General features: G+C 66.5%; 13 protein-coding genes. 12 read left to right on the top strand and 1 reads right to left on the bottom strand.

Annotated elements, in window-relative coordinates; translation table 11 throughout:
- Window positions 1–8 precede the first annotated feature (8 nt).
- From DRW48_RS12125 to DRW48_RS12090, 8 genes are all read left to right on the top strand, one after another.
- Complete coding sequence (locus tag DRW48_RS12125) at window positions 9–1262, top strand: Zn-dependent hydrolase (protein WP_114076660.1); 1254 nt, start codon at window positions 9–11, stop codon at window positions 1260–1262.
- A gap of 82 nt (window positions 1263–1344) precedes the next feature.
- Window positions 1345–2796 carry a dihydropyrimidinase gene (gene hydA / locus DRW48_RS12120; RefSeq protein WP_114076659.1) on the top strand — a complete coding sequence of 484 codons (1452 nt, stop codon included), beginning with the start codon at window positions 1345–1347 and terminating at the stop codon, window positions 2794–2796.
- Between the two features lie 75 nt (window positions 2797–2871).
- On the top strand, window positions 2872–3561 hold the full coding sequence (locus DRW48_RS12115; RefSeq protein WP_114076658.1) for an SDR family oxidoreductase: 690 nt from the start codon (window positions 2872–2874) through the stop codon (window positions 3559–3561).
- Window positions 3558–4355, top strand: a complete 798-nt coding sequence (locus tag DRW48_RS12110) for an ABC transporter ATP-binding protein (protein WP_114076657.1) — start codon at window positions 3558–3560, stop codon at window positions 4353–4355. Before DRW48_RS12115 ends, DRW48_RS12110 begins: the two co-directional genes overlap by 4 nt.
- Window positions 4348–4812, top strand: coding sequence for a GNAT family N-acetyltransferase (locus DRW48_RS12105; protein ID WP_114076656.1), 465 nt, complete (start codon window positions 4348–4350; stop codon window positions 4810–4812). The genes DRW48_RS12110 and DRW48_RS12105 overlap by 8 nt, the downstream gene beginning before the upstream one ends.
- On the top strand, window positions 4809–5672 hold the full coding sequence (locus DRW48_RS12100) for an ABC transporter permease (protein ID WP_114076655.1): 864 nt from the start codon (window positions 4809–4811) through the stop codon (window positions 5670–5672). Before DRW48_RS12105 ends, DRW48_RS12100 begins: the two co-directional genes overlap by 4 nt.
- A gap of 38 nt (window positions 5673–5710) precedes the next feature.
- On the top strand, window positions 5711–6508 hold the full coding sequence (locus DRW48_RS12095; protein ID WP_114077538.1) for an ABC transporter permease: 798 nt from the start codon (window positions 5711–5713) through the stop codon (window positions 6506–6508).
- A 33-nt stretch (window positions 6509–6541) separates the two neighbouring features.
- Window positions 6542–7525 (top strand): ABC transporter substrate-binding protein, encoded by a 984-nt coding sequence (locus DRW48_RS12090; RefSeq protein ID WP_114076654.1) that lies wholly within the window; start codon window positions 6542–6544, stop codon window positions 7523–7525.
- Between the two features lie 73 nt (window positions 7526–7598).
- On the opposite strand, the gene DRW48_RS12085 is transcribed toward DRW48_RS12090, so the two are convergent.
- Window positions 7599–9200 (bottom strand): bifunctional metallophosphatase/5'-nucleotidase, encoded by a 1602-nt coding sequence (locus tag DRW48_RS12085; RefSeq protein ID WP_114076653.1) that lies wholly within the window; start codon window positions 9198–9200, stop codon window positions 7599–7601.
- A 142-nt stretch (window positions 9201–9342) separates the two neighbouring features.
- On the opposite strand from DRW48_RS12085, the gene DRW48_RS12080 reads away from it, so the two are divergent.
- From DRW48_RS12080 to parE, 4 genes are all read left to right on the top strand, one after another.
- Entirely contained in the window at window positions 9343–9678 is a 336-nt protein-coding gene (locus DRW48_RS12080) for a DUF952 domain-containing protein (RefSeq protein WP_114076652.1), read from the top strand.
- Complete coding sequence (locus DRW48_RS12075; protein ID WP_114076651.1) at window positions 9675–10742, top strand: quinone-dependent dihydroorotate dehydrogenase; 1068 nt, start codon at window positions 9675–9677, stop codon at window positions 10740–10742. The genes DRW48_RS12080 and DRW48_RS12075 overlap by 4 nt, the downstream gene beginning before the upstream one ends.
- 84 nt (window positions 10743–10826) lie before the next feature.
- Window positions 10827–11486: a glutathione S-transferase family protein gene (locus DRW48_RS12070; RefSeq protein ID WP_114076650.1), complete on the top strand. Its 660-nt coding sequence runs from the start codon at window positions 10827–10829 to the stop codon at window positions 11484–11486.
- Between the two features lie 190 nt (window positions 11487–11676).
- A complete protein-coding gene (gene parE, locus DRW48_RS12065) occupies window positions 11677–13635 on the top strand; it encodes a DNA topoisomerase IV subunit B (RefSeq protein WP_114076649.1) in 1959 nt (652 codons plus the stop codon).
- Window positions 13636–13684: the final 49 nt, after the last annotated feature.

Raw genomic sequence — 13684 nt, 5'->3', positions numbered from 1 at the left:
CTACTACAATGACCGACGCCCCCTCCGGCAACATGCGGGTGAATCCCGACCGTCTCTGGGATAGCCTGATGGAGATGGCGAAGATTGGCCCTGGCATCGCCGGCGGCAACAATCGCCAGACCCTGACCGATGCCGATGCCGAGGGACGCCGCCTGTTCCAGAGATGGGCCGAGGATGCCGGCATGACCATGCAGGTTGACCGCCTCGGCTCGATGTTTCTCCGCCACGAGGGGACCGATCCCGAGGCTGACCCGGTCTATATCGGCAGCCACCTCGACACCCAGCCAACGGGTGGCAAATATGACGGCGTACTGGGCGTTCTGGCGGGGCTGGAGGTCGTGCGCACCATCCGGGACATGGGCGTGCAGACGCGCCGTCCCATTGTGGTGGTGAACTGGACCAATGAGGAAGGCTCGCGCTTTGCCCCGGCGATGCTCGCCTCGGGTGTCTTTGCGGGCGTGATCGACGAGGAATTCGCCAATGATCGCAGGGACCTCAAGGGCCTGCGCTTTGGCGACGAGTTGGACCGGATCGGTTGGCGGGGCGATCAGCCGGTCGGCGGGCGCCCGATTCACGCGATGTTCGAGTATCACATCGAACAGGGCCCGATCCTCGAGGCCGAAGGCAAGCAGATCGGCGTCGTGACCCACGGCCAGGGCCTGCGCTGGATCGAGGTGACGGTGACCGGCAAAGGCCAGCACACCGGCTCGACCCCCATGGCGATGCGCCGGAACGCCGGACGCGGCATGGCCCGGCTGATCGAGTTGGTCCACGAGATCGCGATGAAGCACCAGCCCAACGCCGTGGGCGCGGTGGGCCATATCGAGGTGTTCCCGAACAGCCGCAACGTGATCCCGGAAAAGGTTGTCATGACAGTCGATTTCCGCAGCCACCTGTTGCCGACGCTGCTGGCGATGGTTGAGGAGTTTGACGCCCGCGCCCCGGCCCTCTGCGAGGAGATCGGCGTCAGCATGACCAGCCAGATCGTCGGCCAGTTCGACCCGCCAGCCTTTGACGAGGGCCTAGTGAAACGCGTGCGCGGCGCGGCCGAGCGGCTGGGTTATTCTCACATGGACGTGGTCAGTGGCGCCGGTCACGACGCCTGCTGGATCAACAAGATCGCGCCGACCGTTATGATCATGTGCCCCTGCGTCGACGGCGTCTCGCACAACGAGGCTGAGGAGATCAGCCCGGAATGGGCCTCGGCAGGGGCGGATGTGTTGCTGAACGCGGTGCTCGAGACGGCGGAGGTCGTCGCGTGAACTAGCCCTCCCACCCCGGGGGCTCTGCCCCCGGACCCCCCGGGATATTTGGACAACGCTAAGACCGGAAAGGAAGTGCCGCATGACGACCCTCATCAGGAACGGGACCATCGTCACGGCCGATCTGACCCAGAAGGCGGACATCCTGATCGAAGGCGGCCGGATCGCCGCCATCGGCCAAGGACTGGTCGGCGACGAGGTCATCGACGCGACCGGCTGCTATGTCATGCCGGGCGGGATCGATCCGCATACCCACTTGGAAATGCCGTTCATGGGCACGTATTCGGCCGATGATTTCGAATCCGGCACGCGCGCGGCGCTCGCCGGTGGGACGACCATGGTGATCGATTTCGCGCTGCCCGCGCCGGACCAGTCGCTGCTGGATGCGCTGAAGATCTGGGATAACAAGACCGCCCGGGCGCATTGCGATTACAGTTTTCACATGGCCGTCACCGGCTGGCGGCAGCAGGTATTCGATGAAATGGCTGAGGTGGTGGATCGCGGGATCACCAGCTTCAAGCATTTCATGGCCTACAAGGGCGCCCTGATGGTCAATGACGACGAGATGTTCGCGTCGTTCCGCCGGGTAGGCGATCTGGGCGGCATCGCCATGGTCCACGCCGAAAACGGCGATGTGGTGGCCGAACTCTCGGCCCGGTTGCTGGCCGAGGGAAATACCGGCCCCGAGGCACATGCTTATTCGCGCCCGGCACAGGTCGAGGGCGAGGCGACCAACCGTGCCATCATGATCGCTGACATGGCTGGGGTGCCGCTCTATGTGGTGCACGTCAGTTGCGAGGACAGCCACGAGGCGATCCGCCGCGCGCGCCAGGCGGGCAAGCGGGTCTGGGGCGAGCCGCTGATCCAGCACCTGACGTTGGACGAAAGCGAGTACCAGAACCCCGACTGGGACCACGCCGCGCGCCGAGTGATGTCGCCGCCGTTCCGCGACAAGCGCCATCAGGACAGCCTGTGGTCGGGCCTGATGTCAGGCAGCCTGTCTTGCGTGGCAACCGATCACTGCGCCTTTACCACGACGCAGAAGCGCACCGGCATCGGCGATTTCACGAAGATCCCGAACGGCACTGGCGGCCTGGAGGATCGTCTGCCGCTGCTTTGGACCCAGGGTGTCGGCACCGGGCGGCTGACCCCGAACGAGTTTGTCGCCGTCGCCTCGACCAATATCGCCAAGATCATGGGCCTCTATCCCAAGAAGGGTGCAGTGCTTGTGGGTAGTGACGCCGACCTGTTGATCTGGGATCCTGAGGCAACCAAGACGATCAGCGCCGGCACCCAGCAGAGCGCAATCGATTATAACGTGTTCGAGGGGCTTTCTGTCAAAGGCCTGCCGCGTGTCGTGCTGTCACGCGGCAGTGTCGCCTGGCGCGAGGGCGCGGTCGAAACGCCCGAGGGCCACGGCGAGTTTGTGGCTAGGGCGCCCGGCCAGCCTGTCAACCGCGCGCTTTCGGAATGGAAGGCGCTGACCGCCCCGCGCCCCGTCGCGCGCAGCGGCATCCCCCAGACCGGAGTGTGATGGCCGCGCGAAATCATTTGCGGCGGGCCCTGATCGCCGGGCAAGTTTCCCCAGAACCGTTTTCCGGAGGCCGACATGAAAACCGCTCTTCTCACTGCCGCCGGCTCGGGCATGGGCGCGGCCTGTGCGCGCCGGCTGGCCGCTGACGGCTGGAACGTCGCGCTGCTGTCCTCCTCAGGCAAGGCCGAGGCCCTGGCGGAGGAACTGGGCGGCGTCGGCGTCACCGGCTCGAACGACAAGGACGTGGATATCCAGCGACTGGTCGATGCGGCGATGGGGCGATGGGGACGGATCGACGGGCTGGTGAACAGCGCGGGGCACGGGCCGCGGGGAGATGTGTTCTCGCTCACGCCGGAGGAGTGGCACAAGGCGCTGGACGTTTATTTCCTTTCCGCCGTCCGCCCGATCCGCGCTGTCCTGCCGCAACTGGCGGACGGGGCGGCGATTGTGAACATCACCAGTTTCGTCGCCGAGGATCCTTCGGCCGCCTTTCCGACCTCCTCGGCGATGCGGGCGGGTCTGCATGCCTGGGTCAAGCTGGCAGCGCAAAACCTTGGTCCCAAGGGCGTGCGCATCAACAGCGTTGCGCCGGGCTTTATCGATTCCATCCCCGCCCCGGCCGAGCGTCTTGCCGGCGCTGCCATCCCCCGTCAGGGCCGGGTGGACGAGATCGCGGCGACGGTTGCGTTCTTGCTGTCCGATCAATCCAGTTACATCACCGGGCAGACACTGCGTGTTGACGGCGGCATCGGGCGGGGATTGTGACGGCAGGCAGCGTCACCACCGGCCCCGTGGTCGCCGCACGCGGCGTCGATCTGACCTTTCCGACCTCAGACGGCCCGGTCCATGCGCTGAAAGGGGTTGATCTGACGATCGCACGTGGCGAATTCGTCAGCTTCATCGGCCCGTCCGGCTGCGGCAAAACGACGTTGCTTCGTTGCATTGCGGCGCTCGAGGCGCCGACCTCGGGCAGTCTGCTGGTCAACGGCATGCCGGCCGATGACGCGCGACGGGCGCGGGCCTACGGTTATGTTTTTCAGGCGCCGGGCCTTTACCCTTGGCGGACTATCGCGGCGAACATCGCCCTGCCGCTTGAGATCATGGGGTTTTCGCGCGCCGAGCGGCAGGCACGCACGGCGCGGGTCCTCGACCTGGTGGACCTTGCCGGCTTTGGCGGCAAGTACCCCTGGCAGTTGTCGGGCGGCATGCAGCAACGCGCCTCGATTGCCCGCGCGCTGTCGTTCGATGCCGACCTTTTGTTGATGGACGAGCCCTTCGGCGCCCTGGACGAGATCGTCCGCGACCGCCTGAATGAGGCGTTGCGTGCGCTTTGGGCGCAGACCGGCAAGACCATGCTGTTCGTCACCCATTCGATCCCCGAGGCGGTGTACCTGTCGACCCGGATCGTCGTTATGTCGCCCCGCCCAGGCCGGATCATCGACATCATCGACAGCCCCTTGCCCGCCGAGCGGCCGCTGGAAATTCGCGATTCGGCCGACTTCATCGCCGTGGCGCACCGTGTCCGCGAGGGGCTGCGCGCCGGGCACAGCTATGACTGACGCGGTCCCCCTCCTGCGGCCATTCACGCTGCGCCCAGGCCGCGCGTTTGACGCCCGCGACTGCGCGCGGATCGTCAACGACTGGATCGACCGCGAGCCGTGGCTGCCTCGCGCCCGCAGCGAAGCCGAGGTCGTCCGCCACTATCGTGAGGATGTCTTCCCGTCTCAGGAGGTCACGGTCGCGGAGGCCGCCGGTGAGGTCGCCGGGTTCATGGCCTTTCTGCCGGCGGAGCGCGAGGTCACGTCGCTTTTCGTTGACAGGCGCGGCGGCGGGATCGGCGCGGCGCTGCTGAACGTCGCCAAGGCCCGGCACCATCACCTCACGCTCTGGGCATTCGAGGCGAACAAGGCCGCGCGCCGGTTCTATCTGCGCGAGGGTTTTCGCCTGACCGACCGCACGGCGGGCGACAACGACGAATGCATGCCGGACGTCCAGTACCGGTGGGACGCCCCATGAGGCGTGCGCTGCCGGTCCTCACGGTGCTGCTGGCGATCGTCGCGATCTGGTATCTCGCGGCCGCCATGATGAACGCCGCTTGGGTGCGCGATCAAGCGGCGCGCGCGAATCAGACGGTAACTACCGGGCAGCTTCTGCGCGAGACCATGAGCCTTGAGCGTCCGGTCCTGCCCGCCCCGCATCAGGTTGCCGCGGGGTTGTGGGACGGGATCGCGAAACAAAAGATCACCTCGAAACGCAGCCTCGTCTGGCATGGCTGGGTCACGCTGTCGGCGACGCTGGCAGGGTTCGCCATCGGCAGCCTTGCCGGCGTGTTGCTGGCGGTGGGGATCGTGCATAGCCGGGTCATGGACCAGTCGGTCATGCCTTGGGCGGTGGCCAGCCAGACCGTCCCCATCCTCGCCATCGCGCCGATGGTGATCGTGGTAATGGCCAGCATCGGCGTGACCGGGCTGGTGCCCAAGGCGATCATTTCCGCCTGGCTCTCGTTCTTTCCGGTGTTGGTCGGCATGGTCAAAGGCCTGCGTGCGCCCGAGGCGATGCAGCTGGACCAGATGCGATCCTGGAGCGCGAGCCGCGCCCAGACCTTCTGGCACCTGCGGCTGCCGGCCTCGCTGCCCTACCTGTTCGCGTCGCTCAAGGTTGCCATCGCGGCCGCTCTAGTGGGGGCGATCGTGGGCGAGCTGCCGGCGGGCGCCTCGCAGGGCCTTGGCGCAAGGCTGCTGTCGGGTTCGTACTACGGCCAGACCATCCAGATCTGGGCGGCGCTGCTGACCGCGGCCGCACTGGCCGCGCTGCTGGTCATGGCGCTGGGCCTGATCGAGCGGCTGGTGCTGCGCGGCATGGGGCTGGCACGGTGAGCGCGGCACTGCCCCTCGTTGCGGTCTGGGCCGTCGGCATGGCGATCAACCTGTGGCTGGCCCGGATCGGCAGCCGCGCCAGCCGCCTCTCCGTCGCGGCAGTGTTCGGGCTGACAATCCTTCTGCTATGGGAACTTGCCTGCCGGTATTTCGCCATTCCGGCGGTGATCCTGCCTGCTCCTTCGGCCATCTGGGCTAGCTTCACAGGAAATCTGCCTCTGCTCTGGGGTGATTTCGTCCAGACGATCCTGAAGGGCGCGCTGTCGGGCTGGATCATCGGCGCACTTGCGGCCGTCGTCACGGCCATCGCCATCGACCGCTCGGACTTTCTGCAGCGCGGGCTGCTGCCGGTAGGGAACTTTGTCGCCGCTCTGCCAATCGTTGGCATCGCCCCGATCCTGGTCATGTGGTTCGGCTTTGACTGGCAGTCAAAGGCCGCCGTCGTCGTGGTCATGGTGTTCTTTCCGATCCTTGTGAACATGGTCGCCGGCCTGGCCGCGACCGACGCGCTGCAGCGCGACCTGATGGCGACCTGGGGCGCGGGCTACTGGCGCGGGCTGTGGAGCATGCGCCTGCCCGCCGCGCTGCCGTTTTTGTTCAACGGCCTCAAAATCACCACCACGCTCGCGCTGATCGGTGCCATCGTTGCGGAATTCTTTGGCAGTCCGACTCGCGGCATGGGCTTTCGCATCTCGACCGCCGTGGGAAAGCTGGATCTGGGCCTCGTCTGGGCGGAAATCCTTGTCGCGGCCCTCGCCGGCTCGGCCTTCTACGGTATCGTCGCGTGGATCGAGGGACGCGCGACGTTCTGGCATCCCTCGCAACGACGGCGCTGAAATCAAGCCATGACCTCAGGGGGAGGAACGATCATGAAACGACTGATGCTGGGTACCGCGATGGCGTTGCTGGGGACGGCGACCCATGCCGCCGACCCGCTGACGCTGCAGCTGAAATGGGTCACGCAGGCCCAGTTCGCCGGCTATTACGTGGCCAAGGACAAGGGCTTTTACGACGAAGAGAATCTTGACGTGACGATCAAGCCGGGCGGCCCCGACATCGCCCCCGTGCAGGTCATGGCCGGCGGCGGCGCGGATGTGACGGTGGAATGGATGCCGGCGGCCCTCGCGGCCCGCGAAAAGGGCCTCGATATCGTCAACATCGCTCAGCCGTTCAAGAAATCGGGCATGATGCTGACCTGCCTCAAGGAAAGCGGGATCACCGACCCCAAGACCGACTTCAAGGGCAAGACACTGGGGGTCTGGTTCTCGGGCAACGAGTACCCGTTCCTGTCGTGGATGAGCCATCTGGGACTGAAGACGGATGGCGGCCCGGATGGGGTCACGGTCCTCAAGCAGGGCTTCAACGTCGATCCGCTGCTGCAAAAGCAGGCGGCCTGCATCAGCACCATGACCTATAACGAATATGGCCAGGTGCTGGATGCCGGGATCAAGCCCGAGGATCTGGTGACCTTCAAATACGAGGACCAGGGCGTCGCCACGCTGGAAGACGGGCTTTACACCACCGCCGCCAACCTCGCCGACCCGGCGATGGAGGACAAGCTTGTCCGCTTCGTGCGCGCCAGCATGAAGGGTTGGAAATACGCCGAGGAGCATCCGGACGAGGCCGCCGACATCGTCATGGAAAACGACGAGACCGGCGCCCAGACGCTGGCGCACCAGAAGTTTATGATGGGTGAGGTTGCGAAGCTGACGGCCGGCAGCAACGGCGCGCTGGACGATGCCGACGCCAAGCGCACGGTGGACACGCTGATGGCGGGCGGCTCTGATCCCGTGATCTCGAAGGTGCCCGAGGGCGCCTGGAGCCATGCGATCACGGACAAGGCGCTGAAGTAGGCCAGTGCGGAAAGCAACGGTAGGAAAAGCAACAGGGGGCGATTACGCCCCCTGTTGCACCGGTGCGTCCGTCTTACTTGACGGTGATGCGCCCATCCAGCTTGGGCGCGTAGTCCGGCCCCAGCTTCGAGACGTAATCCGCCAGCACTTCGGCCAGGTCGGGGCCGTAGTCATAGGCGTTCTTGCCGTCGGTGGCGAACATCTTGTAGCCGTCGCCGCCGCCGCGCATGTAGTTGTTGGTGACGATCTTGTAGTCCGCCGAGGGTGAGATCGGCCCCCAGCTGCCATCCGCCGCCTGCACCTGCACATCGCTGATCCGCTTGCCGACCTCGGCCTTGGGATCAACGGTGTATTTCAGGCCGGCCACCTGCGCGAACCGGCCCGCGGCCTCCTCGTACTGGCTGGCGCCGTTCTCCAGCGCCGCGAGGACGGACGAGCCGGGCGCCTCGAATGTCGACAGCGTGTTCTGGAACGGCAGGACGGAATACACCTCGCCCATGGTCATCGGCCCGGCGTCGATCGAGGCGCGCAGGCCGCCCCCGTTCTGGATGGCGATGGTCACGCCCTGCCCCTTGACCCGATCCAGCATGGCGTCGGCCACCAGATCGCCCATCTCGCACTCCTTCGCCCGGCAGGTCTCGCGACCGCCGTCGATCGGCGCCGCGGTCTCGGCCACCTGCTTGTTGCGCAGCGCCTCGATCGGGGCCGCCATCTCCTTGACGCGGGCGGCGATGGCCTCATCCGGCTTGACCGAGGCGTCCAGCAGCGCCGGCGCGCCCTCGGCCTTCAGCAGCTTACCGGAATCATCAAAGGTCAGAATAAGATGGCCGAGGTATTTCGAATAGGAATAGGCGGTGACCACTGGCACCTCGGTGCCGTCCGGTCCCTTGACCATGGTCGGATAGGGACCCGCCGCGCCCTCCATGCCGCCAAGCAGCGTATGGCTGTGACCGCCGACCACGGCATCGAGACCCGGCACCTGCGCGGCGATGTCCTGATCGCGCAGATAGCCGACATGGGTCAGCGCGATGATCTTGTTGACACCCTCGTCAGTCAGCGCCTGAACGTCACCCTTGAGGCTGTCGAGGTCGTCCTGAAAGATCACAGAGGCGCCGGGTGAGCTGGTCTCTGGCGTATCCATGGCGAGCGCAGAAACGAGGCCGATCTTTTGGCCGCCGACATCCAGCACCACCGTGTCCTTCAACTTGTCCTTGAGGATGTTGGACTGCGAGACATCCAGGTTGCCCGACAGGACCGGGAACTTGGCGCCGTTCAACAGCACCGCCAGCCCCTCGGGGCCGTCGTCGAACTCGTGGTTGCCGACCGCCATGGCGTCGTAGCCGATGGCGTTCATGAACTCTACCGTGTCGGCGCCCTTGTAGGTCGTGTAGAACAGGCTGCCTTGGTACTGGTCCCCGGCGTCGATCAGGATCGCGTTGCCGCCCTCGGCCTTGATCTGGTCACGCAGCTCGCGGGCCTTTGCCGCCACGCGGGCGACGCCACCAAAGCACTCGCCCTTGGCATCGGATTCGGCGTCACAGGTGCTGTCCTTGTCGTTGATTTGCTCGATGCGGCTGTGCAGGTCGTTGGTGTGCAACACATGCAGCACGTAATCGGCCTGCGCGGCGCTACCCAGCAGCGCGAATACGGCGGTCGAGGCGAGGAGTCGGATCATCGGTCGGCACCTTTCGTCACGGTCATGCGGCTGATCAGGCGCCAGTCTGTCCCGGCGGTCAAGCCGCCGAAGGGCTAGCCTTGGGCGATGACACAGGTGTGACGCCTTGACCGCCCGGCCGCCAGACCGCAGAACCGGGCCCATGCTGATCTTCAAAATCCTGCGCCCGGATGAATGGGACGCTTACGAGAATACCGGCCGCTTTACAGGCGCGCCGATCGATGTAAGCGATGGCTACATCCATTTCTCGACCGCCGAGCAACTGGCGGCCACCGCCGCCAAGCATTTCACGCGCGAGGACGGGTTGATCCTCGCGGCGTTCGATGCGGACGCCCTCGGCCAGGCCCTGCAGTGGGAGCCGGCGCGTGGCGGCGATCTGTTCCCGCATCTCTACCGCGCCCTGACGATGGAGGATCTGGTCTGGTCGCGCCGCCTGCCGCTAGGTCCCGAGGGGCATGTCCTGGGCGATCTGACGTGACCCATCTGCGCGAACGCCTTGGGCTTGCCGCTTTGCATCGGCTACCGCCGGAAACGGCCCATCAACTCGCGATTTCAGCCCTCGCGCGGGGGCTGGCGCCCCTGCACGGCGGGCCGGTGACCTCAGACCGGCTGGTCACGCAACTGGCGGGCATGACGCTGCCGAACCCGGTCGGGCTGGCGGCAGGCTTCGACAAGAATGCAGTTGTCGCGGAAGAGCTGTCGCGCGCGGGCTTCGGCTTTGTCGAGGTGGGCGCCGCGACCCCGCGGGCGCAGCCCGGCAACCCGCGCCCGCGGCTGTTCCGCCTGTCCGCCGAAGGCGCGATCATCAACCGCTTCGGCTTCAACAATGACGGCGCGGCAATGATCGCCGCCCGGCTTGCCGCCGGCAGGCCCTTCGCGGTGCCGGTCGGGCTGAACATCGGCGCCAACAAGGACAGCCCCGACCGCGCGGCCGACTTTTCTGCGGTAGTGGCCGAGGCTGGCCACGCGGTCGATTTCCTGACCGTCAACGTCAGTTCGCCTAACACCGAGCGGCTGCGCGATCTGCAGGGCCCGGCGGCGCTGGAGGCGCTGCTGGCCGGCGTTTTGGCGACCCGCGACCGCCTCGCCCCGGGCGTGCCGGTGCTGCTGAAGATCGCGCCGGACCTGAGCGAGGCCGAGCTGGCGGACCTCGCCGGGGTCGCCCTCAACTCCGGCGTCAGCGCCATCATCGCCACCAACACCACCTTGTCGCGCGATGGCGTCAGCGGACCCCATGCTGCCGAGGCCGGCGGCCTGTCCGGCGCGCCTCTGCTCGGTCGCTCGACCGCCATTCTCGCCCGCCTAGCCCGGTTGACGGCGGGGCGCATCCCGCTGATCGGCGTCGGCGGCGTCACCTCGGCCGAGGACGCCTGGGACAAGCTGCGCGCCGGTGCGTCCGCGGTGCAGCTCTATTCCGCCCTCGTCTATCAGGGCCTGTCGCTGGCGCCCCGCATCGCCGAGGCGCTGGACGAGCGGCTGGCGCGCGAGGGGTTTGCCAATGTCGCCGAGGTGAGCGGCAGCGGCATCGACGACTACCTCTAGCCGCCTCGCGCCGTCCCCAAGCCGGCGCTTCCCCCGCCCGCGGCAACCGCATAGCGTGGCGCGATCACGGCAACGGAGGCCTCAATGCTTACCCTCTACGGCGTCGCCCGCTCGCGCGCCTCGCGCATCATCTGGCTCTGCCATGAGCTGGACCTACCCTTCCGCCATGTGCCGGTGATCCAGGCGTACCGCCTGGCGGATCCGACCGCGGATGACGCGCCGCTGAACACCCTCTCGCCCGAGTTTCTGCGCCTCTCGCCGGCCGGCGCGGTGCCGGTGATGGATGACGACGGCCTGGTGCTGTCGGAAAGCCTCGCCTGCACGCTGTATCTGGCCGGCCGCGCCGGCGCGCCGATCGGTCCGGCGGACGAGGCCGAGGCCGCCTTGATGACCCAGTGGGCCTTCTACGGTGCCACCGCCATTGAGGAGGACGCGCTGACCCTGCTCAAGCTGCATCGCCCCGGTCAGGCGCAGGACGGCGCCGACGCCGGCATCGTGGCCGAGGCTGCCGAGCGCTTGGTGCGGCCGATGACCGTGGTGGAAAACCATCTGGCCGCCCGCGGGCATCTGGTGGGCGAGCGCTTTACCGTGGCGGATCTGAACATGGCCGAGATCATCCGCTATGCGAAAGGCTATGGCCCCCTGATGGCCCAGTTCCCCGCGATCACTGCGTGGCTGGCCAATTGCCAGGCCCGCCCCGCATTCGAGAAAATGTGGCAGATGCGCCTCGCCGAGCCAGAGTGAGGCGGCGCATCGCCCTGCTGGCCGCGCTCTTCGCACTGGGCGCGGCCACGCTCGCGGCGCTTGTCCTGCGCGAGGGCTGGTTGCAGACCGAACCCTTCTTCTAGACCGCCGCCCGGCCAGCCCGGTTGCCGCGCCGGCCGGATCGTCCCATAACCCCCTACCCGCCGCGACCTGACCGAAGGCCTTGCCAATGCCCGCCGACCTGCTCTCGACCCTGTCCGCCGACAACTACTCTGCCGCCTCGATCGAGGTGCTCGAGGGGCTGGAGCCGGTGCGCAAGCGGCCAGGCATGTATATCGGCGGCACGGACGAGCGCGCGCTGCACCACCTGGTCGCCGAAATCCTCGACAACAGCATGGACGAGGCCGTCGCCGGCCACGCAAGCCGGATCGAGGTCACCCTGATGGCCGACGGCAGCGCCTCGGTCCGCGACGATGGCCGGGGCATCCCGGTCGACCCACACCCGAAGTTTCCCGGAAAATCCGCGCTGGAGGTGATCCTGTGCACCCTGCATGCCGGTGGCAAGTTCTCGGGGGACGCCTACCAGACCTCGGGGGGGCTCCACGGCGTCGGTGCCTCGGTTGTCAACGCGCTGTCTGACCGGATGGTGGTCGAGGTCGCCCGCAACCGCGAGCTATGGCGGCAATCCTTCAGCCGCGGCATCCCGCAGGGGCCGGTGGAAATGGTCGGCCCGACCCGGCAGCGGGGCGGCACCACGGTCACCTTCCACCCCGACGAGGAGATCTTTGGGCACCACCGGCTGAAGCCCGCGCGCATGATGCGCATGGTCAAGTCCAAGGCCTATCTGTTCAGTGGCGTCGAGATCCGCTGGCGCAGCGAAATCGATGATGGCGAGACCCCCGCCGAGGCCGTGTTTCATTTTCCCGGCGGCCTCGCCGACTACCTGGCCGAACAACTGAGCACCGTCAGTATCTATGCCGACCGCCCCTTCGCCGGCAGCGTCGATTTTGCCGAAAAGTTTAGCGTGCCGGGCAAGGTCGACTGGGCGATCAACTGGACCCCCGCGCGCGATGGCTTCATCCAGTCCTACTGCAACACCGTGCCGACCCCCGAGGGCGGCACCCATGAGGCCGGCTTCTGGTCTGCGATCCTCAAGGGCGTGCGCGCCTATGGCGAGCGCATCAAGAACCGCAAGGCCGAGGCGATCACCCGCGAGGACCTGCTGACCGGCGGTTGCGCCCTGGTGTCCTGCTTTATTCGCGATCCCGAATTCGTCGGCCAGACCAAGGACCGCCTCGCCACCACGGACGCCGCCCGGCTGGTCGAAGGCGCTGTGCGCGATCACTTTGACAACTGGTTGGTGTCCGATCCCAAGTCAGCTGGCGCGATCCTGGATTTCCTGGTCCTGCGCGCCGAGGAACGTCTGCGCCGCCGCCAGGAAAAGGAAACCGCTCGCAAGTCCGCGACCAAGAAGCTGCGCCTGCCCGGCAAGCTGGTCGATTGCAGCGCTACCAACCGCGAGGGGACCGAACTGTTCATCGTCGAAGGCGACAGCGCCGGTGGCAGCGCCAAAATGGCGCGCGATCGCACCAAGCAGGCGCTGCTGCCGCTGAAGGGCAAGATCCTGAACGTGCTGGGCGCCGCTTCCTCGAAAATGGGCGCCAACCAGGAGCTGTCGGATCTCTGCCAGGCCCTCGGCACCGGGATGGGCAGCCGCTTCGTCCTCGACGATCTGCGCTATGACAAGATCATCATCATGACCGACGCCGATGTGGACGGCGCCCATATCGCCAGCCTGCTGATGACGTTTTTCTTTACCCAGATGCGCGGCATGATCGACAAGGGGCACCTCTACCTCGCCTGCCCGCCGCTTTACCGCCTGACTCAGGGCGCGGCGCGCATCTATGTCGCCGATGATGCCGAGAAAGAGCTCTGGCTGGCCAAGGGCCTCGGCGGCAAGGGCAAGATCGACGTGCAGCGGTTCAAGGGCTTGGGCGAAATGGACGCCAAGGACCTGAAGGACACCACCATGAACCCCAAGACCCGCAAGTTGATCCGGGTCAGCATCGACGACGAGGATGGCGGCGAGACCGGCGATCTGGTCGAGCGCCTGATGGGCAAGAAGCCGGAGCTACGCTTCCAGTATATCAGCGAGAACGCCAAGTTCGTCGAGGAGCTGGATGTTTAGGCAGGATTGACTAGATCGATAAGGCGGGCATCAGATTATAGGCACGACA

It is taken from the genome of Paracoccus suum (assembly GCF_003324675.1).
Classification (GTDB): domain Bacteria; phylum Pseudomonadota; class Alphaproteobacteria; order Rhodobacterales; family Rhodobacteraceae; genus Paracoccus; species Paracoccus suum.
This window is presented reverse-complemented; position numbering and strand designations above follow the sequence as displayed.

What these genes read in the sequence shown, in the direction of transcription:
- DRW48_RS12125 (WP_114076660.1), top strand. Translation starts at nt 9, where the DNA reads ATGACCGACGCCCCCTCCGGCAACATGCGGGTGAATCCCGACCGTCTC.
- hydA (WP_114076659.1), top strand. Translation starts at nt 1,345, where the DNA reads ATGACGACCCTCATCAGGAACGGGACCATCGTCACGGCCGATCTGACC.
- DRW48_RS12115 (WP_114076658.1), top strand. Translation starts at nt 2,872, where the DNA reads ATGAAAACCGCTCTTCTCACTGCCGCCGGCTCGGGCATGGGCGCGGCC.
- DRW48_RS12105 (WP_114076656.1), top strand. Translation starts at nt 4,348, where the DNA reads ATGACTGACGCGGTCCCCCTCCTGCGGCCATTCACGCTGCGCCCAGGC.
- DRW48_RS12100 (WP_114076655.1), top strand. Translation starts at nt 4,809, where the DNA reads ATGAGGCGTGCGCTGCCGGTCCTCACGGTGCTGCTGGCGATCGTCGCG.
- DRW48_RS12095 (WP_114077538.1), top strand. Translation starts at nt 5,711, where the DNA reads ATGGCGATCAACCTGTGGCTGGCCCGGATCGGCAGCCGCGCCAGCCGC.
- DRW48_RS12090 (WP_114076654.1), top strand. Translation starts at nt 6,542, where the DNA reads ATGAAACGACTGATGCTGGGTACCGCGATGGCGTTGCTGGGGACGGCG.
- DRW48_RS12085 (WP_114076653.1), bottom strand. Translation starts at nt 9,200, where the DNA reads ATGATCCGACTCCTCGCCTCGACCGCCGTATTCGCGCTGCTGGGTAGC.
- DRW48_RS12080 (WP_114076652.1), top strand. Translation starts at nt 9,343, where the DNA reads ATGCTGATCTTCAAAATCCTGCGCCCGGATGAATGGGACGCTTACGAG.
- DRW48_RS12070 (WP_114076650.1), top strand. Translation starts at nt 10,827, where the DNA reads ATGCTTACCCTCTACGGCGTCGCCCGCTCGCGCGCCTCGCGCATCATC.
- parE (WP_114076649.1), top strand. Translation starts at nt 11,677, where the DNA reads ATGCCCGCCGACCTGCTCTCGACCCTGTCCGCCGACAACTACTCTGCC.